Genomic DNA, 20,718 nt, shown 5'->3' on the forward strand with positions numbered 1-20,718 from the left:
TTATGTACTGAGATTAGATAGTGAGGTGATGACATAGTTTTGTGAAAATATTGATTTATAAATATATTATTTAGATTTCTATGAAAATGGGAGATTTTAAAGAGATATATATAAAAGCCTTGTCTCCGGACAGGCTTTTTCTAATAGTGATGAAAATCTCTTGACATCTATTTTCAGAGTGCTATACTAAAAGAGTAATCGCCGATTTAGCTCAGTTGGTAGAGCAACGCACTCGTAACGCGTAGGTCACAGGTTCGATCCCTGCAATCGGCAGAATGAAGAAGCCCTAATGGGTTTCTTTTTTGTAAACACAGAAAAGGTAAAATATTTGAGATGGCTTCTGTTTAAAAAACATATCCTCGGCTTATTTAAAATATAAATACAAACTGTGATTTATATTTTGTGGTATAATGTATTGTAATAAATACTTGTTTTGATACTAATCTAGAGATGTTTTTATAGTTAATTATTCTAGAAATTTTTGTTTAGATTTTCTAAAAATTATAAAAAATCATGGATAGTAACGAATGAAGTCTCGTAAGCTTGCCTGAATATAAATCAAAAAGGAGAAAATTATGAATAAGAAAGAACGGGAAAAACAATTTGAAGAGGTCAATGGACCTGAGCGGTCTGAATCAAAGTCGGCTCCAAATATAAAAATCTATATTGGCATAGCACTTGCTGCTTCAGTCACTCTCATTTTGATATGTATTTTTTCATATTCTCTGATCGGAAAGAAAGAGTCAAATCAAGCATCGTCTTCAGTTTCAACTACAGAGACAACAAGTCAAGCGTCTACAAGCCAAGGAAAAACGGATGAGACTGATAAGGATAAACAAGAGGAAATTCAAAAACTCAAGAATCAACTGGCTGATTTGGACACCAAGATTACTGAAGCAGAAGCACTTGTTAGCAAGCTAAAGAAAGAAACTGCCGTTCCAAAACTAGATATTGAAGCAATCAAAAACAATGATTTGTCTAGTTTAGAAGGCACTTGGCGTAGTCAATCTGGCAATGAATACATTATTACGAATTCTGGAGAAGTAGATGCGACTTGGTTTACAAATGATCAAAAGTACGAATCTGTAGTTGGATTAAAGGTATCAAAAGGTCAAGATAGTCGTAACCCTGAGACAGCGTCTATCAGTGCATGGGTAAAAGATTCTGTTGCTGGAGGATTTGTAGTAGTTGCTGTTCCAAGTGGAGTTGTTATGCAACCTGGTGATGATGGAAAGATTACGGATAAAAGTAATCATGCTGAGGAAAGACTTTTTTCTGGACAACAATATGAAGCGATGTTAATGAAACCAGAAGATGTTTACTATCGTGTGAAACCAGATACCAGTAAACTTGAGGAAGAAGAAAAGAATTTAGCTCAACTGCAAGCTGATCGTGAAGCAATCAAATCTTCTCTAGAATCTAAGAAAAAGAAAAACTAGTTTAGAATCAAACTTTAGATTCACTTAGTTCAGAAATGTTCTTGTACTTGGTAAAATCAAGAAGCTCAAATGAGCTTCTTTTCTTTTATCATCACTATTCAACCACTTAGACCGAGATATAGACCAGATAGGCAAAAGAGCTTGTTCTTGAAAAATTCCTCTGCTATAATGATTCATGTAAGGGATGTGAGGGGTCAGTATCAGACAACTCAAGTCAATAAAAAAAGAAAATGGAGACAAAAAATGAAAAAATTATTGGGACTTGTATTTTTAGTAGCAGCAGCGCTAGTATTGTATTTCGGATCTGTTGGATGGCCAAGTTTGGATGTCAACCTCTGGTCACTGATTCCAGTGGGATTGTTCCTCTATTTCACTCTAGAAAATCTGTTGAAAAAAGACTATAAGGCTAGTCTGATGTGCCTTATCATTGCCTTTATCATTGCAAATGCTATTTTGGATCTTTTGCCAATCTCAAGTGGTTTGGTAATTGGTGCCGGTGTGCTAGCTTGTGTAGGACTTGGCTACCTCTTTCCTGATAAAGATAAAAAAGAAAACAAATAGAAAAGTCTCGAGGTTTCTCGAGACTTTATTGTTATTTACCAGCGTAATATTTTTGGATACCTTTTACAATGCCTGCCACCAGTTTATCTTGGTAGTGGCTATCTCTGATTTGTTGGCTTTCGGTGAAATTATCCATATATCCAAGTTCCAGTAGGACGGCTGGTTTAGCTGTTTCGCGTAGTACGGCATAGCTACTCTCCAACAGGCCAGCATCCTTAGCTCCTGTTTCTGCTAGAAGAGAGGAGTGGATGGCCGCAGCGAGGCGTTTGCTTTCACTCATACGATCTGGGTGATTGTGCCAGTATTTATTAATCTTACTTGGATAATCAGGTTCATCGCTATAGGAGTAGGTTTGTATACCGCTCGCTTTTGAGTAGGTATTACCAGTAGCGTTGAAGTGAATACTGATAAAAATATCAGAGTTGGTCTTATTAACCATACGAGAACGCTCGGTAACAAAATCAACGTCAATATCACTATCACGAGAAGTGAGGACCTTGTAGCCTAGTTCTTCTAACTTAGTACGAAGTTTACGGTAAATCTGCATGTTGAGATCTTTTTCAGCTACATTGTAGTAGAAAGCTCCAGAATCTCTGCCACCATGTCCAGGATCTAGGAAGATGGTTTTGGTATATTGGCCTTTTACAAATCCACCTTCAGCTGAAACTTCAGAAATCCATTGACCGTATTTTTGGAACAAGTGTTCCTTGCCGTCTATCCTATAAGTTCCTGAAACATAATGTCCACTATCGTCCAGATAGTAACGAGCCTTGTAATAGTCGTCGTAAATCCACTCATTCTTGGCCATGTAACCACCAGACTTGAGATAGTAGGCACCGATCCATTCACGAGCCGCATAGGTTCCATCCGCTTTTAGATAGAACCAACTGTTGTAGGCCTTATCAAAGATCCACTCTTTTTCAGCCATGGCTCCACTAGATTTGAGGTAGTAGCTTCCTTTCCATTTATTGGAAAGCATGACACCATTTTGTTCAAAGGCGTACCAAGTTCCTTTTATTTTCTCCCATTTGTCTTGGCTGTATTTCCCATATTCATTAGCGTAATACCAATTTTCATTGATTCTCACCCAAGAGTTTTCCGCCATGGCCCCGCTACTGCCGAGCAGGTAAGCACCAACGGTCGTTTTGCTGAGCATCACGCCGTTTTTGTCAAAATAATACCATGAACCATTAATTTTCTCCCATTTGTCTTGCGAGATTCTGCCAGATGGTGTGACATAATACCAATTTTGGTCAATCTTTACCCAGCCATTCTCCGCCATAGCCCCGCTTTTAGTAAGGAGATAACCATCAACGATTGTCTGACTGAGCATGACACCATCTTTGTCAAAGTAGTACCAAATTCCTCCGATTTTTTTCCATGTTTGTTGGATGATTTTTCCAGACTCACTGGCGTAGTACCATTTACCCTCAAGAGCTACCCAGCCATTTTCTACCATGACTCCGTCTTTATTGAGAACATAGCCATCAAAGATGGTATCACTGAGTTGATTTCTCTCTTGGTCAAAATAGTACCACTTATCTTGAATTTTTTTCCATTTGAGGACAGGTTGATTGTTTTCATAGAAACGCCAGTGTTTGTTTTCCTCCTGCCATCCTTCTTTTTTAGGGGCTTCTTCTTTTGCCTTGTCTTTTGGAAGTGTTGTAGTCTCCTCTTCATTTTTAATTGAAAGATCTTTCTTATCTTCCTTATAGTTGCTTTGCTCGGTGGTAGCAGGAGGATTAGCATTGTTTTCTTCCGCATAGATAGGTGCCTGTGCCAATCCTGCCATTGAAAGGACAACAGCACTTGCCAATATAAACTTTTTCAACGATATTCTCCAATCATTATTTTCTAAGAAATATTATAAAATATGTCTGGCAGTTTATCAATTATCAAACTGAACTTCTTCTAGTAAGTATTCGATAAAGCGTTCGCCCATCTTAGACAGGCTGGTTTTTTCATGCTGGATGTAGACTAGCTCGATAGGATCGTCTATGTCCAGTGGAATGGAAACGATATTGTCTCCGTTGAGGTTGCTGTTCAAAATCCCTGTTGCAATCGTGTATCCGTCCAAACCAATTAAGAGATTAAAGAGGGTGGCACGGTCGCTGACCACGATAGATTTTTTGTGGTATTCCTGCGAGAGAATCTCTTCAGAGAAGTAGAAGGAGTTGTGAGTCCCTTGGTCATAGCTGAGGTAAGGGAAGTTCTCCAAGTCTTCTAGTTTAACCTTATCTTTCTTTGCTAGAGGGTTGGTTTTGCTGACGAAGATATGGGGCTGGGCTGTAAAGAGATGGTGGGCCAAGAGGTGGTTGTCATCCAGCATTTTTGTTAAAACATCACGGTTGTAGCTGTTTAAGAAGAGGACACCGACTTCACTACGGAAGTTCTTGACATCGTCGATAATCTCCCAAGTCCGAGTTTCACGAAGAAAAAGCTCGTATTTTTCCATATCACTTTTCTTGAGCAGGGATACAAAGGCATTGACTACAAAGGCATAGTGCTGAGAGGAAACACTAAAGAGTTCGCGGTGGGCGACAGGATTTTTATAGCGTTCCTCCAGAAGCTGGGTTTGCTCGACAACTTGACGGGCATAGGAAAGAAACTCCATCCCATCACGGGTTAAGGTAATGCCCTTGGGATTGCGGATAAAGATTTCAATGCCCATTTCATTTTCCAAGTCTCGAACGGCATTTGAAAGACTGGGTTGGGTGATAAAGAGTTGCTTGGCTGCTTCATTCATAGAGCCAGTTTCGACGATTTTGATAATATAGTGTAGTTGTTGAATTCTCATGTTTTTATTGTACCACACTTGCGGAAGAATGGACAATGAAGACGAAGAAAATAGGGGGGAAAGAGCCGGTCCAGTATTGAAAAAAAGTCTAAAATCTGTTAGAATGGGAGCTATGAAAACATTCTATGATGTGCAACAATTTCTCAAACAGTTTGGCATTATTGTTTACATGGGGAAGCGCTTGTATGATATTGAACTGATGAAGCTTGAACTCTCTCGAATCTATGATGCCGGTCTGATGGACAAGCTAGATTACCTAGAAGCGGAAGCTGTTCTCCGCAGGGAGCACAAGATAGAATTAGACTACATAGAGAAAAATGGAGATAAGAACTTATGACAATTTGGATTGTTTGGGGAATCGTATTGGCAATGGTGGCATGGATGGGTTATAACTACCTTCGTATTCGTCGTGCGGCTAAGATTGTGGATAATGCAGAATTTGAAGCCTTGATTCGGAAAGGGCAATTGATTGATGTCCGTGAACCAGCAGAATTTCACAGAAAACATATCCTCGGAGCTCGCAATATTCCTTCAAATCAGTTGAAGTCAAGCCTTGCAGCCCTTCGCAAGGATAAACCTGTCCTTCTCTACGAAAACCAACGTGGACAACGAGTGACCAATGCAGCACTTTATCTGAAAAAACAAGGTTTCTCTGAGATTTATATCCTTTCTTATGGATTGGATTCTTGGAACGGGAAGGTCAAGACTAGCTAAGATTCTTTAAAAAACTGTCGAATGATAGATAAAGCTAGTATCTTAAGGTATCATCATTTATAATAAATTTAAGGAGATTTTATAATATGAATTCACAACAAAAGAAAAAACCTTCACTTGTTTTAGGTATCTTATCTATCGTCCTTGGTTTGCTATTTCCAATAGTAGGTCTGATTTTGGGGATCATAGGATTGGTCTTGGCTTTTTCATACCAAAAAGAATCTGGACTAGACTATAAAACAGAAAAAATTCTCAATATCGTAGGACTTGTGGTTTCTGTACTTAACTGGATTGTAACTGTCGCAGTATTTTTTAGAATTGTAGCTGTCGCAGTATTTTTTAGATAAGCAATAAACAAAAAAGCTTTAAATTTAAAGCTTTTTTTCTTTTATCCACTTTTTTCTAAGTATTTTTTAATCATCTCTAATTCTTCTTGGTTTAAGAATCGGTATTGCCCTTCTGCAAGTTCTGAATCTAACGTAAAATCACCGAACTGAACTCGTTTGAGAGAGACCACCTTGACACCGACTGAGAGGAACATCTTTTTGACCTGATGAAATTTTCCTTCTGAGATGGTGATGGAGGCATGGCTCTCTGTTGGGCCTGCGGATAGAATATCTAGTTTTGCAGGTTTACAAGTGGTTCCGTCTAAAAAGACAATCCCCTCTTTGAATGACTGGATATGGTCTGGTGTGAGCAGACCGTTGACCACCACTTGATAGGATTTATCAACATGGTGCTGGGGATGGAGGAGTTGGAATCCTAAAGGTCCATTGTCTGTCAAAAAGAGCAGCCCCGTCGTATCGCGGTCTAATCTGCCGACAGCATAGAGCTGGTCAGACTGGATGTCAGGTGGCAGGAGCTCCATGACGGTTGGTAGGTCCTTATCCTTGCTAGCTGTAACGACTCCGTTTGGCTTATGAAGCATGAGGTAGGTGTGCTCGTATCCTTGAATCTGCCGTCCTTGAAAAACTAGTTTCTGCAATCCAGTGTCGACATTTTGAGCCAGGGAGCTGGCTGGACAATCGTCCACTATGATTTCTTTTTTCAAAAGTGCCTGTTTCATAGCCTTGCGACTGACCTTTTCTTGGGCTAATAATCTATCTAAACGCATACCAGCTTATCTTATCATAAGTCTCTGACTTTGAAAAGAGTTGCCTTGACTAGAAAAGCGAAGTGAAAACATTTACACTTAGCTGAACTGTGATTTTTGAATGAGACTGTGGTATAATTGTTCAGTTAGAAATAAAAATTTAAATATTATAGAGGAAATCATGACAAAATTAAGAGAAGATATCCGTAACGTAGCCATTATTGCCCACGTTGACCACGGGAAAACAACCCTCGTTGATGAATTATTGAAACAATCAGAAACGCTTGATGCACGTACTGAATTGGCAGAGCGCGCTATGGACTCAAACGATATTGAAAAAGAGCGTGGAATTACCATCCTTGCTAAAAATACAGCCGTTGCCTACAACGGAACTCGTATCAATATCATGGACACACCAGGACACGCGGACTTCGGTGGAGAAGTTGAGCGTATCATGAAAATGGTTGACGGTGTTGTCTTGGTCGTAGATGCCTACGAAGGAACCATGCCACAGACTCGTTTCGTATTGAAAAAAGCCTTGGAACAAGACCTTGTCCCAATCGTGGTTGTCAACAAAATCGATAAACCATCAGCTCGCCCAGCAGAAGTAGTGGACGAAGTCTTGGAACTCTTCATCGAGCTTGGCGCAGATGATGACCAGCTTGATTTCCCAGTTGTTTATGCTTCAGCTATCAACGGAACATCCTCCTTGTCAGATGATCCAGCTGATCAAGAAAAAACAATGGCGCCAATCTTTGACACCATCATTGACCATATCCCGGCTCCAGTGGATAACTCAGATGAGCCTTTGCAGTTCCAAGTGTCACTTTTGGACTACAATGACTTCGTAGGTCGTATCGGTATCGGTCGTGTTTTCCGTGGTAGTGTGAAAGTTGGGGACCAAGTTACCCTTTCTAAGCTAGATGGTACAACGAAGAACTTCCGTGTAACAAAACTCTTCGGTTTCTTTGGTTTGGAACGTCGTGAAATCCAAGAAGCCAAAGCAGGTGACTTGATTGCCGTATCCGGTATGGAAGATATCTTTGTTGGTGAAACTATTACTCCGACGGATGCCATTGAACCTCTTCCAATCCTACATATCGATGAACCAACCCTTCAAATGACTTTCTTGGTAAATAATTCACCATTTGCAGGTCGTGAAGGGAAATGGGTGACTTCTCGTAAGGTAGAAGAACGCTTGCAAGCAGAATTGCAAACAGACGTTTCCCTTCGTGTTGACCCAACGGATTCACCAGATAAATGGACGGTTTCAGGGCGTGGAGAATTGCACTTGTCAATCCTGATCGAAACCATGCGACGTGAGGGTTATGAACTTCAAGTATCTCGTCCAGAGGTTATCGTAAAAGAAATTGACGGTGTTAAATGTGAACCATTTGAACGTGTTCAAATCGATACTCCAGAAGAATACCAAGGATCTGTTATCCAAAGCCTTTCTGAACGTAAGGGTGAAATGTTGGATATGATTTCAACTGGTAATGGTCAAACTCGTTTGGTCTTCCTAGTTCCAGCGCGTGGTTTGATCGGATACTCAACTGAGTTCTTATCTATGACTCGTGGTTACGGTATCATGAACCATACCTTTGACCAATACTTGCCACTCATCCCAGGTGAAATTGGTGGACGTCACCGTGGTGCCCTTGTTTCTATCGATGCTGGTAAGGCTACAACTTACTCAATCATGTCTATCGAAGAACGTGGAACCATCTTTGTTAACCCAGGTACTGAGGTTTATGAAGGAATGATCATCGGTGAAAACTCTCGTGAAAACGACTTGACAGTTAACATCACTAAGGCCAAACAAATGACCAACGTTCGTTCAGCTACTAAGGACCAAACAGCGGTTATCAAGACACCTCGTATCTTGACCCTTGAAGAGTCTCTTGAGTTCTTGAATGACGATGAGTACATGGAAGTAACGCCTGAGTCTATCCGTTTGCGTAAGCAAATCCTCAACAAGGCAGAGCGTGAGAAAGCCAACAAAAAGAAAAAATCAGCTGAATAAGAGCTAGAAAGAGATAAAGATGGTCTATTTAATCATAGGGATACTCTTATTACTACTCTATGTTTTTGCGACACCTCAAAGTATCAAAGGAACAGTCAACATCGTTATCTTGGTTTTTGTAGTTGTTGCACTCTTGATTTTGCTGATGTTGTCCATCTTGCAAATCTTCCAATTACCGACAGAATTCTTTGTCACAATCGCTATGCTCTTCCTAGCCTACTTTAGCTTGAGAGACATTACGCTCATGCCTGTAAAAAAGAGCAGAAGAAGATAAATAGAAAGAGAGCTATGGCTCTCTTTTTCTATGCTAGAATGAGAACTAGAGCATTTTCGTTTAGTATTATTTCCATAAAAATGGTAAAATAGTAGGAGTAGAAATGGAGTTTGAGACATGAAAGTAATCGATCAATTTAAAAATAAGAAAGTACTTGTTTTAGGTTTGGCTAAGTCTGGTGAGTCTGCAGCCCGTTTGTTGGACAAGCTGGGTGCCATTGTGACAGTAAATGACGGCAAGCCTTTCGAGGAAAATCCTGCTGCGCAAAGTTTGCTAGAAGAGGGGATCAAGGTTGTTACTGGTGGCCATCCTTTGGAGCTCTTGGATGAAGATTTTGCTCTGATGGTGAAAAATCCAGGGATTCCTTACAGCAATCCTATGATTGAAAAGGCTTTGGCAAAGGGGATTCCGGTTTTGACCGAGGTGGAGTTGGCTTACTTGATCTCAGAAGCACCGATTATCGGCATCACTGGTTCAAATGGGAAAACAACCACAACGACGATGATTGGGGAAGTTTTAACTGCTGCCGGACAACATGGTCTATTGTCAGGGAACATCGGCTATCCTGCTAGTCAAGTGGCTCAAACTGCGACAGCCAAGGACACGCTTGTCATGGAACTTTCTTCTTTCCAACTGATGGGCGTTCAAGAATTCCATCCTGAGATTGCAGTCATTACCAACCTCATGCCAACTCATATCGACTACCATGGTTCTTTTGAGGAATATGTAGCGGCCAAGTGGAATATCCAGAACAAGATGACAGCAGATGATTTTCTTGTTTTGAACTTTAACCAAGACTTGGCAAAAGAATTGGCTACTAAAACACAAGCCACTGTTGTTCCATTTTCAACACTTGAAGAGGTTGATGGAGCTTATTTGGAAGATGGTCAACTCTATTTCCGTGGCGAAGTGGTCATGGCAGCTGATGAAATCGGAGTTCCAGGTAGCCACAATGTGGAGAATGCCCTTGCGACCATTTCTGTTGCCAAGCTTCGTGGTGTAGACAACCAAACCATCAAGGAAACTCTTTCAACCTTTGGTGGTGTCAAACACCGTCTCCAATTTGTGGATGAAATTAAGGGTGTCAAATTCTATAACGATAGCAAATCAACCAATATCTTGGCTACTCAAAAAGCCTTGTCAGGATTTGACAACAGTAAGGTTATCTTAATTGCAGGTGGTTTGGACCGCGGCAATGAGTTTGACGAATTGGTGCCAGATATTACTGGGCTCAAGAAGATGGTCATCCTCGGTCAGTCTGCAGAACGTGTCAAACGGGCAGCGGATAAGGCTGGTGTGGCTTATGTAGATGCGACAGATATTGCTGATGCGACCCGCAAGGCTTATGAGCTAGCGACTCAAGGAGATGTGGTTCTTCTCAGTCCTGCCAATGCTAGCTGGGATATGTATGCTAACTTTGAAGTACGTGGCGACCTCTTTATCGACACAGTAGCGGAGTTAAAGGAATAATATGAAAAAAATTGTCTTTACAGGTGGGGGGACGGTTGGACACGTCACCCTCAACCTTTTGTTAATGCCCAAGTTCATCGAAGACGGCTGGGAAGTTCACTATATTGGTGATAAACACGGAATCGAACACCAAGAAATTCTCAAGTCAGGCTTGAATGTGACCTTCCACTCCATTGCGACTGGGAAATTACGTCGCTATTTCTCTTGGCAAAATATGCTGGATGTCTTCAAAGTTGGTTGGGGAATTGTTCAATCGCTCTTTATCATGTTACGACTGCGTCCACAGGCTCTTTTTTCAAAGGGGGGATTTGTCTCTGTGCCGCCAGTTATCGCTGCGCGTGTGTCTGGAGTACCTGTCTTTATCCACGAATCTGACCTATCCATGGGCTTGGCCAATAAAATTGCCTACAAATTTGCAACCAAGATGTACTCAACTTTTGAGCAGGCTGCTGGTCTTTCAAAAGTCGAGCATGTAGGAGCAGTGACCAAGGTTTCAGACCAAAAAACTTCAGAGCCAGATGAATTGGTGGATATCCAAACCCACTTTAATCCAAAATTGCCAACTGTATTGTTTGTTGGTGGTTCTGCAGGAGCTCGTGTCTTTAACCAATTGGTGACAGACCATAAAAAAGAGCTGACAGAGCGCTACAATATCATTAATCTCACTGGAGACTCTAGCCTCAATGAATTGAGCCAAAATCTCTTTCGTATTGACTATGTGACGGACCTCTATCAACCCTTGATGGAGATGGCAGATGTGGTGGTGACGCGTGGTGGTGCCAACACGATTTTTGAGCTCTTGGCTATGGCTAAACTCCATCTCATTGTACCATTGGGTCGTGAAGCAAGTCGAGGAGACCAGATTGAAAATGCAGCCTACTTTGTTAAGAAAGGTTATGCAGAAGAACTTCAAGAAAGTGACTTGACCTTGGAAAGCTTGGAAGAGAAAATCAGTCACCTGCTTAGTCACAAGGATCAATACCAAGCTAGTATGAGGGCTTCAACTGAGTTGAAATCTCTTGATGATTTTTATGCCCTACTAAGAAAAGACTTATCATAAGGAAAATCAATGTCAAAGGATAAGAAAAAAGAATCAAACCCCAAGAAAGAATTGTCTGAATGGCAGAAACGAAACCAAGAATACCTGAAGAAAAAGGCTGAGGAAGAAGTTGCCCTAGCTGCGGAGAAGGAAAAGGAAAAACAAGCTCGAAAGGAAGCCAACTCGAAGCTATTGGAGGAGGCCAAGAAATCCTCGAGTCAGTCGGACGAGGAAGCTACAAGTCCAAGTAAGGAACCATCAGAAAAAGAAGAAAAACCTCAAAAGGATGACCATAAAGTCAACGAGGAAAAAGAGAAGAAGAAAAAAGAAAAACCAGCCAAGCCTAAAATCGCTCCAGTTCACATTTGGCGAGCTGTGAGTATCTTGGTACCGAGTGTCCTGATTCTCCTTCTCTCAGTCTACCTGTTGACTCCGCTCTCGACCATCAAAAATATCGAAGTTAAGGGAAATAGTAACACCCAGGCGGACGACATTAAACAGGCTTCTGGGATTCAAGACAGCGACTATACCTTAGCCCTGTTGTTGGATAAGGAAAAATATGCTGAGCGAATCAAATCCAACCATTGGATAGAGTCAGCAAAGATTGATTATCAATTTCCAACTAACTTTACGATTGAGGTTAAGGAATTTGATATTGCTGGTTACTATGTGACAGGTGAAGACCACTATCCAATCCTGTCTAGTGGAACAATTGACTCAAGCCCTGTCAACCTTTTGAACCTGCCTGAGACTTATCTGACAGTTACCTTTAACGACGAGCAGCAGGTGAAAGAGCTGATCACGGGATTGTCTACTATCAGTGAGGATATCAAGAGCCAAATCCAGAAAATCGAATTAGCGCCAAGCAAGGCAACAGCAGACCTTTTAAAAATTACCATGCTGGACACAGATGAAATATTGGTTCCCTTGTCAGAGTTAAGTAAAAAATTGCCTTATTATAGCAAAATTAAGCCACAACTAGCAGAACCGAGCTTTATTGATATGGAAGCTGGAATCTATAGTACTAGCCTAGCGGATAAACTTTTGCAAGAAGCTGAGGAAAAAGCTAAAAAAGAGGCACAGGAAGCTGAGAAGAAAAAACAGGAAGAAAAAGAAGCAGAAGAAAAGAAACAACAGCAACAACAATAAAGCCCAGTTTTTACTTGACAAGTTCCTATATAAATAATAGAATAGTAAAAAACCTTTAAAGCAGTCCAGAGAGGCAGCTAAGGTTAGACGGTGAAAGGGAGGAGACTACCCATTTTTCGTGGAACCTTGCTGCTAGCAGGTTCCTTTTTCATAGTCATTTTAAGGAGTTTGGTGGACTGTAAGAAGAATCAAAAGGAGAAATATATGCGTGAGAGTCGTCCAGTCATTGCCCTAGATTTTCCAAGTTTTGAAGAAGCGAAGGAATTCTTAGCCCTTTTTCCAGCAGAAGAAAACCTTTATCTAAAGGTAGGGATGGAGCTCTATTATGCAACGGGTCCTGAGATCGTGTCTTACTTGAAAGGTCTGGGTCATAGTGTCTTTCTGGATCTCAAGCTTCATGACATTCCCAATACAGTCAAGTCAGCTATGAAGGTCTTGTCTCAGCTTGGTGTGGATATGACCAATGTTCATGCTGCTGGTGGTGTGGAGATGATGAAGGCTGCGCGTGAAGGTCTGGGGACACAAGCCAAATTGATCGCTGTGACCCAGCTTACCTCAACGTCGGAAAGTCAGATGCAGGATTTTCAAAATATCCAAACCACTCTGCAAGAGTCTGTGATTCACTATGCCAAGAAGACAGCTGAAGCGGGCTTGGATGGTGTCGTTTGCTCGGCTCAGGAAGTGCAACTCATCAAGCAGGCCACCAATTCAGATTTTATCTGTTTGACACCGGGAATTCGTCCAGCTGGAGCTGCGGTTGGAGACCAAAAACGCGTCATGACGCCAGCGGATGCTTATCAAATCGGTAGTGACTATATCGTAGTGGGACGTCCTATTACCCAAGCTGAGAATCCTGTTGCAGCTTATCATGCTATCAAGGATGAATGGAACCAAGACAGAAATTAAAGAAATAGATTATAAAAATAAAAGGAGAATACTATGACACTTGCTAAAGATATTGCTAGCCACCTCTTGAAAATTCAGGCAGTTTACCTTAAACCAGAAGAGCCTTTTACTTGGGCATCTGGTATCAAATCGCCGATTTATACTGACAACCGTGTGACGCTAGCCTATCCAGAAACTCGTACCTTAATTGAAAATGGCTTTGTGGATGCTATCAAAGAAGCCTTTCCAGAAGTTAAGGTGATTGCAGGAACAGCAACAGCGGGGATTCCTCACGGAGCTATCATTGCTGACAAGATGAACTTGCCTTTTGCCTACATTCGTAGCAAACCAAAAGACCACGGTGCAGGCAACCAAATCGAAGGGCGGGTAGCTCAAGGTCAAAAAATGGTGGTGGTTGAAGACCTTATTTCAACTGGCGGTTCTGTTCTTGAAGCTGTAGCAGCCGCTAAACGAGAAGGAGCAGATGTGCTTGGAGTTGTAGCGATTTTCAGCTACCAATTGCCAAAAGCAGATAAGAACTTTGCGGATGCTGGTGTCAAATTGGTGACACTATCTAACTACAGCGAACTGATCCACCTAGCCCAAGAAGAAGGTTATATCACACCAGAAGGACTCGCTCTCCTAAAACGCTTTAAAGAAGACCAAGAAAATTGGCAAGGATAATTTATAAAAAAGACCAGACAAGTTTGAGCGAGCTTATCTGCCCAACTTTTAAAATGAAGGTCAGACTAAAGAAAAGGTCTCGATTAGTGAATTGATTTCCTCTTTTCTTCATAGTCAATTACAGTAAAACTCCTAGAACGATTGGAATATCCATCTTTCTAGGAGTTTTTTATTATGTATTTAATTGAGGTTTATTTGGAATGATTTTCATTCAAATCAGCTTTTCTTTTTAATTGATAGCCGCAAGAAGGTCGTCAGCTTGTTTGGCAAGTGATGAGGCAGTTGCTTCTTCTAACACTAATTTTCCATCTGCCCAAGCAGAGTCATTGACACGAGCAGCAGTAAAGTCGCCAACGACTTGTGTACGGATAAATGGCAAGAGGTCTTTGTAGATAGCGAAGAGTTGATCGTGACCACCATTAGCAACTGATGATACGGTTACAATCTTATCTTGAAGAGCTGATGGTCCTGAAGGATCTGATAGGTCAAGGGCACGGCTCAGCCAGTCAAGCAAGTTCTTCACTGTTCCAGGGATAGAGAAGTTGTAGACTGGAGAGAAAATCCAAATGGCATCGGCATCAAGGACAGCTTCACGAATAGCGGTTACAGCTGGATGAGTTGGAACTTCAAGATCTTGGTTGAAGAGAGGTACAGCTGAGTAATCAAGATAGCCAACTTCCGCTTTCCCAGCAAGTGCTTTTTCAGCTTCAAGGGCCATTTGGTGGTTAAAAGAATCTTGGCGTAGTGATCCGACGATAAATAGTACTTTTTTAGACATGATGTGTCTCCTGTAGTTAAAATTTAAAGAGCGAACTCCTTTGTTACCATCTATGTTACAACAAATAATACTAATTAGCAATAATTTTGCTCACAAATCTTTAAATTTTTTTAAAATCCGAATCAAGTCTTCCTTTTCTCCATCTTCCAAGATACTAAAAGCATCTACAATAGAGTTAATATGGTCAGGAAGAACCTCTTCAATTTTTCTGCGTCCTGCAGGTGTTAATTTCAGGAAAAATGATCGGCGATCCTTGGGATCACAGGTTCTAGAAATCCACCCATCTCGAACCATATTTCGAATAACAACAGTCATGTTTCCAGAAGTGGCCAGCATTTTTTCAATCAAATCCTGAATGCGCAGTTCCCCTTTGCTATAGAGGGTTTCCAAAACTGAAAATTGAGTGGGTGTTAATCCGTGTTCTTTAGCAGCCTTGGCTTCATAGGGTTTAAAAGTTCGTATGGCCTTATTGAGGACGATAGCTGTTTTTAAGTCTAATTGATTATCGGAAATTTGCTCTTTTAAATATTGTTTCATAAGGATATTTTATCAATAATGAGAGAGAAAAATAAGAACTTATATTTTATAGGATAAGATTCTTAGAATGTTCCTGTCTTCACTTGTAATAAAGGAGGAGAGATGGTAAAATAGACGAGTGAAACTAAGACAGAAAAAAGCAAAAAACAAGCTACTTTTACAGTATGGAATCGGTATTTCTCTGGTATTGCTAGTCATGACCACCTCCTTTCTTTATCTGATATCTCTCAGCATGAAACCCTATCAAGATGCTAGAGTTGAGGGAGAAAAACTAGCCAAGCAGTATGCAGAATTGGAAAAGGCAGATCAGGTTGATTTTTTTAATGGTTCGGAAGCTTATTACAGCGTTCTGGGGCATAATAAAAAGCAAGAGGCCATTGCCGTATTGATTGAAAAGAATGACCACAAGATTTATGTTTATCAGCTAGATAAGGGGATTTCTCAAGACAAGGCAGCGACGATTTCGAGGGAAAAAGGAGTTAGCGACATTGACAAAATCACCTTTGGTCGATATCAAGACAAGCCAATTTGGGAAGTTAAGTCAGGAAATCACTACTATCTAGTCGATTTTGAAACAGGAGCAGTGATCCAATAAGGAGGGCATATGAAACTATCCAAGCGTGTACTAGAAATGGAAGAGAGTGTCACTCTAGCCAGTGATGCAAGAGCTAAAGCATTAAAAGCTCAAGGAAAGGATGTTCTTTTCTTAACCTTGGGACAGCCAGACTTTCATACTCCTGAAAATATTCAGGATGCGGCGGTGGAAGCGATTCGTGATGGTCGAGCTTCCTTCTACACAGTTGCTTCAGGTCTACCAGAGTTAAAAGCGGCGGTTAATACTTACTTTGAACGCTACTATGGCTATTCTGTGGCAGCTAACGAGGTCACATTTGCTACAGGTGCCAAGTTCTCTCTCTATACCTTTTTTATGGCCGTGGTCAATCCAGGTGACGAGGTCATTATCCCTACACCATACTGGGTCAGTTATGGAGACCAAGTCAAGATGGCAGAAGGTGTGCCGGTCTTTGTCCAAGCCAAGGAAGACAATCACTTTAAAGTAACAGTCAAGCAGCTAGAAGCAGCTCGAACAGATAAGACCAAGGTCTTGGTTCTCAATTCGCCATCGAATCCGACTGGTATGATCTACACTCGTGAGGAATTGCTGGCTATCGGAAATTGGGCTGTAGAACACGATGTTCTCATCTTAGCAGATGATATCTATGGTCGCCTAGTTTATAACGGAAATGAATTTGTTCCAATCTCTAGTCTGTCAGAAGCTATTCGCAAGCAAACCATCGTGATAAACGGTGTATCTAAGGCTTATGCCATGACTGGTTGGCGGGTAGGTTATGCGGTGGGAAATCCTGAGATTATCGCTGCTATGAGCAAACTAACAGGTCAAACAACCTCAAACCTGACTGCTGTATCACAATATGCTACCATTGAAGCCCTAACTGGACCACAAGACTCTGTCGAAACCATGCGCCAAGCATTTGAGGAACGATTGAATACCATTTATCCTCTCTTGTGCCAAGTGCCAGGATTTGAAGTTGTCAAGCCCCAAGGAGCTTTCTATCTTTTCCCAAATGTAAAAAAAGCCATGGAGATGAAGGGCTATACCGATGTGACGGACTTTACAACAGCTATTCTTGAGGAAGTCGGTCTTGCCTTGATTACAGGAGCAGGATTTGGGGCGCCAGAAAATGTCCGTCTCAGTTATGCAACAGACTTAGATACATTAAAAGAAGCTATTCGCCGTTTGCATCAATTTATGGAAAAATAAAACTTAGAATCTTCGCCTTTTTAGCGGAGATTTTTTGTATTGAAAATCTCGCGATTTTTCTCTAGTAGAACCTAGCTATCGCAGTCTATTTATGGTAAAATAGTGGGTAATGATGTCTTCGGACAAGTTAAACGAAAAAAGGAAGATAGATTATGACAAAACGTGTAACAATTATCGAAGTAAAAGACTACGTTGGTCAAGAAGTGACCATCGGGGCCTGGGTTGCCAACAAATCAGGAAAAGGAAAAATTGCCTTCTTGCAATTGCGTGATGGAACAGCTTTTTTCCAAGGAGTTGCCTTCAAACCAAACTTTATTGAAAAATTCGGCGAAGAAGTTGGTCTTGAAAAATTTGAAACGATTAAACGTCTGAGCCAAGAGACATCTGTTTATGTGACAGGGATTGTCAAAGAAGATGAGCGTTCTAAGTTTGGCTATGAACTCGATATCACAGACATCGAAGTCATCGGTGAATCTCAAGACTACCCAATCACACCAAAAGAACACGGAACAGACTTCTTGATGGACAACCGTCACTTATGGCTCCGCTCTCGTAAGCAAGTGGCTGTGATGCAAATCCGTAACGCTATCATTTATGCAACTTATGAGTTCTTTGATAAGAACGGCTTCATGAAGTTTGATAGCCCAATTCTTTCAGGAAATGCGGCAGAAGATTCAACAGAGCTCTTTGAAACTGACTACTTTGGGACGCCAGCCTACTTGAGTCAATCAGGTCAGCTTTACCTAGAGGCAGGTGCTATGGCTCTTGGTCGTGTCTTTGACTTTGGTCCAGTATTCCGTGCTGAAAAATCAAAAACGCGCCGTCACTTGACTGAGTTCTGGATGATGGATGCTGAGTACTCCTACTTGACACACGACGAGTCACTTGACTTGCAAGAAGCTTATGTAAAAGCTCTTCTTCAAGGTGTTCTAGATCGTGCGCCTCAAGCTTTGGAAACCTTGGAACGTGATACAGAACTCTTGAAACGCTACATTGCAGAGCCTTTCAAACGCATTACCTACGATCAAGCCATTGACCTCTTGCAAGAGCATGAAAACGATGAAGATGCTGACTACGAGCATTTGGAACATGGAGATGACTTTGGTTCACCACATGAAACATGGATTTCAAACCACTTTGGTGTACCAACCTTCGTTATCAACTACCCAGCAGCTATCAAAGCCTTCTACATGAAACCAGTCCCTGGAAATCCAGAGCGCGTGCTTTGTGCAGACTTGCTGGCACCAGAAGGGTATGGAGAAATCATCGGTGGTTCTATGCGTGAGGAAGACTATGATGCCCTTGTTTCTAAGATGGAAGAACTGAGTATGGATTGTACAGAATACGAATTCTATCTTGACCTTCGTAAATACGGTACTGTACCACACGGTGGATTTGGGATTGGTATCGAGCGTATGGTAACTTTCGCAGCAGGAACTAAACATATCCGCGAAGCTATTCCATTCCCACGTATGTTACATCGTATCAAACCATAAACTAGAAAAAAGAAGATGATTTCATCTTCTTTTTTCACTTTTATCTTGCTATCTATCGGTTTTTCTAGTATAATAGTTAATTGTGAGCAAACCTCACTTACCCCTTGCAAAGTCTTGGGGTCATTAGACCAAAAGGAGGAACATATCAATGGCTAAATACGAAATTCTTTATATCATTCGTCCAAACATTGAAGAAGAAGCGAAAAACGCTTTGGTAGCACGTTTTGACTCTATCTTGACTGACAACGGTGCAACTGTTGTTGAATCAAAAACTTGGGAAAAACGTCGTCTTGCATACGAAATCCAAGATTTCCGTGAAGGACTTTACCACATCGTTAACGTTGAAGCAAACGACGACGCAGCTCTTAAAGAGTTTGACCGTCTTTCAAAAATCAACGCTGACATTCTTCGTCACATGATCGTCAAACTTGACGCGTAAGAAGGTAAATTATGATTAACAATGTTGTACTTGTAGGGCGTATGACACGTGACGCTGAGTTGCGTTATACCCCATCAAATGTAGCAGTTGCGACTTTTACTCTTGCAGTAAACCGTACATTCAAGAGTCAAAATGGCGAACGTGAGGCTGATTTCATCAATGTCGTCATGTGGCGCCAACAGGCTGAAAATCTTGCTAACTGGGCTAAAAAAGGCTCTCTTATCGGGATAACCGGTCGTATCCAAACTCGTAGTTACGATAACCAGCAAGGACAACGTGTCTACGTAACAGAAGTCGTGGCTGATAATTTCCAAATGTTGGAAAGCCGTAGTGTGCGTGAAGGACATACAGGTGGAGCTTATTCTGCACCAACTACTAGTTATACAGCACCTACACAATCAGTACCAGACTTTTCACGTGATGAAAATCCATTTGGAGCAACCAATCCTTTGGATATTTCAGATGATGATTTACCATTCTAATGGACAATTAATACTATAAAGGAGAAAAAACATGGCTCAACAACGTCGTGGCGGATTCAAACGCCGTAAAAAAGTTGATTACATCGCAGCAAACAAAATTGAATATGTTGATTACAAAGATACTGAGCTTCTTAGCCGTTTCGTTTCAGAACGTGGGAAAATTCTTCCTCGTCGTGTAACAGGAACTTCAGCTAAAAACCAACGTAAAGTAACAACAGCTATCAAACGCGCTCGCGTAATGGCTTTGATGCCTTTCGTAAACGAAGATTAAAGAAAAAAAAGACCCCAACGGGTCTTTTTTTCACGAGCTTTGAAATGAGAAGGCGAGTCAGGTCCGAGGGACCTCTTTTTCTGATCCACCCGGGTCTTTTTTCAGATTCGATTGAACCTCTTTTTCAGACTTTTACGGGGTTCTGTTGGACAGAGCTACTTTTGACCTAGTAAGATGCTTTTTTCTTACTAGGTTATTTCTTTTTATTTTTATTATCGTGCTATAATGGTGGGAGAAAGTTTTAAAGGAGCAGCTTATGAAGACGACGTGTTCAATTAGAAAAATGCAAGAATCTGACATTAAAGATCTCTCTCGAGGATTTACTAGCCAAGGTTGGCCAAGTAGAGAGGAGATTTTAACTCGATACTTTAAGGAGCAGGAAAGTGGAGAGAGGGAAGTGTTAATTGCTGACCTTACCAGTGCTGTAGTGGGCTACATTACTATTTTACCTGATGCTAAGCAGGGACCCTTTGCTGGAATGGCTCCAGAACTGTCAGATTTCAATGTCTTTGAAGCCTTTCAAAACCAAGGTATTGGCAATCTCTTGATAGAAGAAGCAGAAAAACGAGTAAAGCTTTTTTCGGACAAAGTGACGTTAGGTGTAGGTTTGCACTCAGGCTATGGAGCTGCCCAGAGATTGTACATCAAGAAAGGCTATATTCCAGATGGTTCAGGCGTTTGGTATCGAAACCAACCTTTGGAAATGAATGCCACTATTCAAAATAATGATGATTTAGTTCTGTATCTATCCAAGAAATTCGAATAAGAGATAGTGAACTTCTTTGAAGATAGGGGATTTCTCTA

The 20,718-nt window shown here is 41.2% G+C and carries 24 protein-coding genes and 1 tRNA gene; 20 read left to right on the top strand and 5 right to left on the bottom strand.

Going from position 1 to position 20,718, the window contains the following annotated elements; genetic code table 11:
* Positions 1-200 precede the first annotated feature (200 nt).
* From B7709_RS03190 to B7709_RS03200, 3 genes are all read left to right on the top strand, one after another.
* A tRNA-Thr gene (locus tag B7709_RS03190) sits at positions 201-273 on the top strand.
* A gap of 302 nt (positions 274-575) precedes the next feature.
* On the top strand, positions 576-1,439 hold the full coding sequence (locus tag B7709_RS03195) for a DUF6287 domain-containing protein (protein WP_084971605.1): 864 nt from the start codon (positions 576-578) through the stop codon (positions 1,437-1,439).
* 243 nt (positions 1,440-1,682) lie between these two features.
* The gene (locus B7709_RS03200; RefSeq protein WP_084971607.1) at positions 1,683-2,000 is read left to right on the top strand and encodes a hypothetical protein; all 318 of its coding nucleotides are present in this window, start codon (positions 1,683-1,685) and stop codon (positions 1,998-2,000) included.
* A 31-nt stretch (positions 2,001-2,031) separates the two neighbouring features.
* Here B7709_RS03200 and B7709_RS03205 read toward each other — a convergent pair whose 3' ends face one another.
* Both B7709_RS03205 and B7709_RS03210 read right to left on the bottom strand, forming a co-directional pair.
* Positions 2,032-3,831, bottom strand: a complete 1,800-nt coding sequence (locus B7709_RS03205) for an N-acetylmuramoyl-L-alanine amidase (RefSeq protein WP_084971609.1) — start codon at positions 3,829-3,831, stop codon at positions 2,032-2,034.
* A gap of 57 nt (positions 3,832-3,888) precedes the next feature.
* Positions 3,889-4,797 (bottom strand): LysR family transcriptional regulator, encoded by a 909-nt coding sequence (locus tag B7709_RS03210; RefSeq protein ID WP_001222590.1) that lies wholly within the window; start codon positions 4,795-4,797, stop codon positions 3,889-3,891.
* Positions 4,798-4,900: 103 nt separating this feature from the next.
* On the opposite strand from B7709_RS03210, the gene B7709_RS03215 reads away from it, so the two are divergent.
* The 3 genes from B7709_RS03215 (at position 4,901) to B7709_RS03225 (ending at position 5,858) form a co-directional block, all read left to right on the top strand.
* Positions 4,901-5,134, top strand: coding sequence for a YqgQ family protein (locus B7709_RS03215; RefSeq protein WP_162279152.1), 234 nt, complete (start codon positions 4,901-4,903; stop codon positions 5,132-5,134).
* The gene (locus tag B7709_RS03220; protein ID WP_000158123.1) at positions 5,131-5,511 is read left to right on the top strand and encodes a rhodanese-like domain-containing protein; all 381 of its coding nucleotides are present in this window, start codon (positions 5,131-5,133) and stop codon (positions 5,509-5,511) included. Before B7709_RS03215 ends, B7709_RS03220 begins: the two co-directional genes overlap by 4 nt.
* 86 nt (positions 5,512-5,597) lie before the next feature.
* On the top strand, positions 5,598-5,858 hold the full coding sequence (locus tag B7709_RS03225; protein ID WP_084971611.1) for a hypothetical protein: 261 nt from the start codon (positions 5,598-5,600) through the stop codon (positions 5,856-5,858).
* 41 nt (positions 5,859-5,899) lie between these two features.
* Here B7709_RS03225 and B7709_RS03230 read toward each other — a convergent pair whose 3' ends face one another.
* Positions 5,900-6,625, bottom strand: a complete 726-nt coding sequence (locus tag B7709_RS03230; RefSeq protein WP_084971613.1) for a 16S rRNA pseudouridine(516) synthase — start codon at positions 6,623-6,625, stop codon at positions 5,900-5,902.
* Positions 6,626-6,785: 160 nt separating this feature from the next.
* On the opposite strand from B7709_RS03230, the gene typA reads away from it, so the two are divergent.
* From typA to pyrE, 7 genes are all read left to right on the top strand, one after another.
* Complete coding sequence (typA, locus tag B7709_RS03235) at positions 6,786-8,627, top strand: translational GTPase TypA (protein ID WP_000164126.1); 1,842 nt, start codon at positions 6,786-6,788, stop codon at positions 8,625-8,627.
* 19 nt (positions 8,628-8,646) lie between these two features.
* Positions 8,647-8,901 carry a DUF3165 family protein gene (locus B7709_RS03240; protein WP_084971614.1) on the top strand — a complete coding sequence of 85 codons (255 nt, stop codon included), beginning with the start codon at positions 8,647-8,649 and terminating at the stop codon, positions 8,899-8,901.
* 117 nt (positions 8,902-9,018) lie between these two features.
* A complete protein-coding gene (gene murD, locus B7709_RS03245) occupies positions 9,019-10,371 on the top strand; it encodes a UDP-N-acetylmuramoyl-L-alanine--D-glutamate ligase (protein ID WP_084971616.1) in 1,353 nt (450 codons plus the stop codon).
* Position 10,372: 1 nt separating this feature from the next.
* A complete protein-coding gene (locus B7709_RS03250) occupies positions 10,373-11,431 on the top strand; it encodes a UDP-N-acetylglucosamine--N-acetylmuramyl-(pentapeptide) pyrophosphoryl-undecaprenol N-acetylglucosamine transferase (RefSeq protein WP_084971618.1) in 1,059 nt (352 codons plus the stop codon).
* A gap of 9 nt (positions 11,432-11,440) precedes the next feature.
* Positions 11,441-12,559, top strand: a complete 1,119-nt coding sequence (locus B7709_RS03255) for a cell division protein FtsQ/DivIB (protein ID WP_084971620.1) — start codon at positions 11,441-11,443, stop codon at positions 12,557-12,559.
* A gap of 204 nt (positions 12,560-12,763) precedes the next feature.
* Positions 12,764-13,465, top strand: a complete 702-nt coding sequence (gene pyrF / locus B7709_RS03260; RefSeq protein WP_084971622.1) for an orotidine-5'-phosphate decarboxylase — start codon at positions 12,764-12,766, stop codon at positions 13,463-13,465.
* 33 nt (positions 13,466-13,498) lie between these two features.
* Positions 13,499-14,128, top strand: coding sequence for an orotate phosphoribosyltransferase (gene pyrE / locus B7709_RS03265; RefSeq protein ID WP_084971625.1), 630 nt, complete (start codon positions 13,499-13,501; stop codon positions 14,126-14,128).
* 229 nt (positions 14,129-14,357) lie between these two features.
* On the opposite strand, the gene B7709_RS03270 is transcribed toward pyrE, so the two are convergent.
* On the bottom strand, positions 14,358-14,906 hold the full coding sequence (locus tag B7709_RS03270; protein ID WP_084971626.1) for an NADPH-dependent FMN reductase: 549 nt from the start codon (positions 14,904-14,906) through the stop codon (positions 14,358-14,360).
* Between the two features lie 90 nt (positions 14,907-14,996).
* On the bottom strand, positions 14,997-15,443 hold the full coding sequence (locus B7709_RS03275; RefSeq protein WP_084971628.1) for a MarR family winged helix-turn-helix transcriptional regulator: 447 nt from the start codon (positions 15,441-15,443) through the stop codon (positions 14,997-14,999).
* A gap of 118 nt (positions 15,444-15,561) precedes the next feature.
* Here B7709_RS03275 and B7709_RS03280 point away from each other — a divergent pair, with 118 nt between their 5' ends.
* The 7 genes from B7709_RS03280 (at position 15,562) to B7709_RS03310 (ending at position 20,680) form a co-directional block, all read left to right on the top strand.
* On the top strand, positions 15,562-16,038 hold the full coding sequence (locus tag B7709_RS03280) for a cell wall elongation regulator TseB-like domain-containing protein (RefSeq protein WP_084971630.1): 477 nt from the start codon (positions 15,562-15,564) through the stop codon (positions 16,036-16,038).
* Between the two features lie 9 nt (positions 16,039-16,047).
* Positions 16,048-17,226, top strand: coding sequence for a pyridoxal phosphate-dependent aminotransferase (locus tag B7709_RS03285; RefSeq protein WP_084971632.1), 1,179 nt, complete (start codon positions 16,048-16,050; stop codon positions 17,224-17,226).
* A gap of 152 nt (positions 17,227-17,378) precedes the next feature.
* On the top strand, positions 17,379-18,722 hold the full coding sequence (gene asnS, locus B7709_RS03290; RefSeq protein WP_084971633.1) for an asparagine--tRNA ligase: 1,344 nt from the start codon (positions 17,379-17,381) through the stop codon (positions 18,720-18,722).
* A gap of 148 nt (positions 18,723-18,870) precedes the next feature.
* Entirely contained in the window at positions 18,871-19,161 is a 291-nt protein-coding gene (gene rpsF, locus B7709_RS03295) for a 30S ribosomal protein S6 (RefSeq protein WP_049530661.1), read from the top strand.
* 11 nt (positions 19,162-19,172) lie between these two features.
* Complete coding sequence (gene ssbA / locus B7709_RS03300) at positions 19,173-19,643, top strand: single-stranded DNA-binding protein SsbA (protein ID WP_061453394.1); 471 nt, start codon at positions 19,173-19,175, stop codon at positions 19,641-19,643.
* Between the two features lie 31 nt (positions 19,644-19,674).
* The gene (gene rpsR, locus B7709_RS03305) at positions 19,675-19,914 is read left to right on the top strand and encodes a 30S ribosomal protein S18 (protein WP_000068664.1); all 240 of its coding nucleotides are present in this window, start codon (positions 19,675-19,677) and stop codon (positions 19,912-19,914) included.
* Between the two features lie 256 nt (positions 19,915-20,170).
* On the top strand, positions 20,171-20,680 hold the full coding sequence (locus B7709_RS03310) for a GNAT family N-acetyltransferase (RefSeq protein ID WP_084971635.1): 510 nt from the start codon (positions 20,171-20,173) through the stop codon (positions 20,678-20,680).
* Positions 20,681-20,718 lie beyond the last annotated feature (38 nt).

It is taken from the genome of Streptococcus oralis subsp. dentisani (assembly GCF_002096335.1).
GTDB classification, from domain to species: domain Bacteria; phylum Bacillota; class Bacilli; order Lactobacillales; family Streptococcaceae; genus Streptococcus; species Streptococcus oralis_Z.

What these genes read in the sequence shown, in the direction of transcription:
- B7709_RS03270 (WP_084971626.1), bottom strand. Translation starts at nt 14,906, where the DNA reads ATGTCTAAAAAAGTACTATTTATCGTCGGATCACTACGCCAAGATTCT.
- murD (WP_084971616.1), top strand. Translation starts at nt 9,019, where the DNA reads ATGAAAGTAATCGATCAATTTAAAAATAAGAAAGTACTTGTTTTAGGT.
- B7709_RS03275 (WP_084971628.1), bottom strand. Translation starts at nt 15,443, where the DNA reads ATGAAACAATATTTAAAAGAGCAAATTTCCGATAATCAATTAGACTTA.
- B7709_RS03250 (WP_084971618.1), top strand. Translation starts at nt 10,373, where the DNA reads ATGAAAAAAATTGTCTTTACAGGTGGGGGGACGGTTGGACACGTCACC.
- B7709_RS03310 (WP_084971635.1), top strand. Translation starts at nt 20,171, where the DNA reads ATGAAGACGACGTGTTCAATTAGAAAAATGCAAGAATCTGACATTAAA.
- ssbA (WP_061453394.1), top strand. Translation starts at nt 19,173, where the DNA reads ATGATTAACAATGTTGTACTTGTAGGGCGTATGACACGTGACGCTGAG.
- B7709_RS03220 (WP_000158123.1), top strand. Translation starts at nt 5,131, where the DNA reads ATGACAATTTGGATTGTTTGGGGAATCGTATTGGCAATGGTGGCATGG.
- B7709_RS03215 (WP_162279152.1), top strand. Translation starts at nt 4,901, where the DNA reads ATGGGAGCTATGAAAACATTCTATGATGTGCAACAATTTCTCAAACAG.
- B7709_RS03230 (WP_084971613.1), bottom strand. Translation starts at nt 6,625, where the DNA reads ATGCGTTTAGATAGATTATTAGCCCAAGAAAAGGTCAGTCGCAAGGCT.
- B7709_RS03210 (WP_001222590.1), bottom strand. Translation starts at nt 4,797, where the DNA reads ATGAGAATTCAACAACTACACTATATTATCAAAATCGTCGAAACTGGC.
- B7709_RS03200 (WP_084971607.1), top strand. Translation starts at nt 1,683, where the DNA reads ATGAAAAAATTATTGGGACTTGTATTTTTAGTAGCAGCAGCGCTAGTA.
- pyrF (WP_084971622.1), top strand. Translation starts at nt 12,764, where the DNA reads ATGCGTGAGAGTCGTCCAGTCATTGCCCTAGATTTTCCAAGTTTTGAA.
- B7709_RS03240 (WP_084971614.1), top strand. Translation starts at nt 8,647, where the DNA reads ATGGTCTATTTAATCATAGGGATACTCTTATTACTACTCTATGTTTTT.
- B7709_RS03195 (WP_084971605.1), top strand. Translation starts at nt 576, where the DNA reads ATGAATAAGAAAGAACGGGAAAAACAATTTGAAGAGGTCAATGGACCT.
- rpsF (WP_049530661.1), top strand. Translation starts at nt 18,871, where the DNA reads ATGGCTAAATACGAAATTCTTTATATCATTCGTCCAAACATTGAAGAA.
- rpsR (WP_000068664.1), top strand. Translation starts at nt 19,675, where the DNA reads ATGGCTCAACAACGTCGTGGCGGATTCAAACGCCGTAAAAAAGTTGAT.
- typA (WP_000164126.1), top strand. Translation starts at nt 6,786, where the DNA reads ATGACAAAATTAAGAGAAGATATCCGTAACGTAGCCATTATTGCCCAC.
- B7709_RS03285 (WP_084971632.1), top strand. Translation starts at nt 16,048, where the DNA reads ATGAAACTATCCAAGCGTGTACTAGAAATGGAAGAGAGTGTCACTCTA.
- B7709_RS03225 (WP_084971611.1), top strand. Translation starts at nt 5,598, where the DNA reads ATGAATTCACAACAAAAGAAAAAACCTTCACTTGTTTTAGGTATCTTA.
- pyrE (WP_084971625.1), top strand. Translation starts at nt 13,499, where the DNA reads ATGACACTTGCTAAAGATATTGCTAGCCACCTCTTGAAAATTCAGGCA.
- B7709_RS03255 (WP_084971620.1), top strand. Translation starts at nt 11,441, where the DNA reads ATGTCAAAGGATAAGAAAAAAGAATCAAACCCCAAGAAAGAATTGTCT.
- asnS (WP_084971633.1), top strand. Translation starts at nt 17,379, where the DNA reads ATGACAAAACGTGTAACAATTATCGAAGTAAAAGACTACGTTGGTCAA.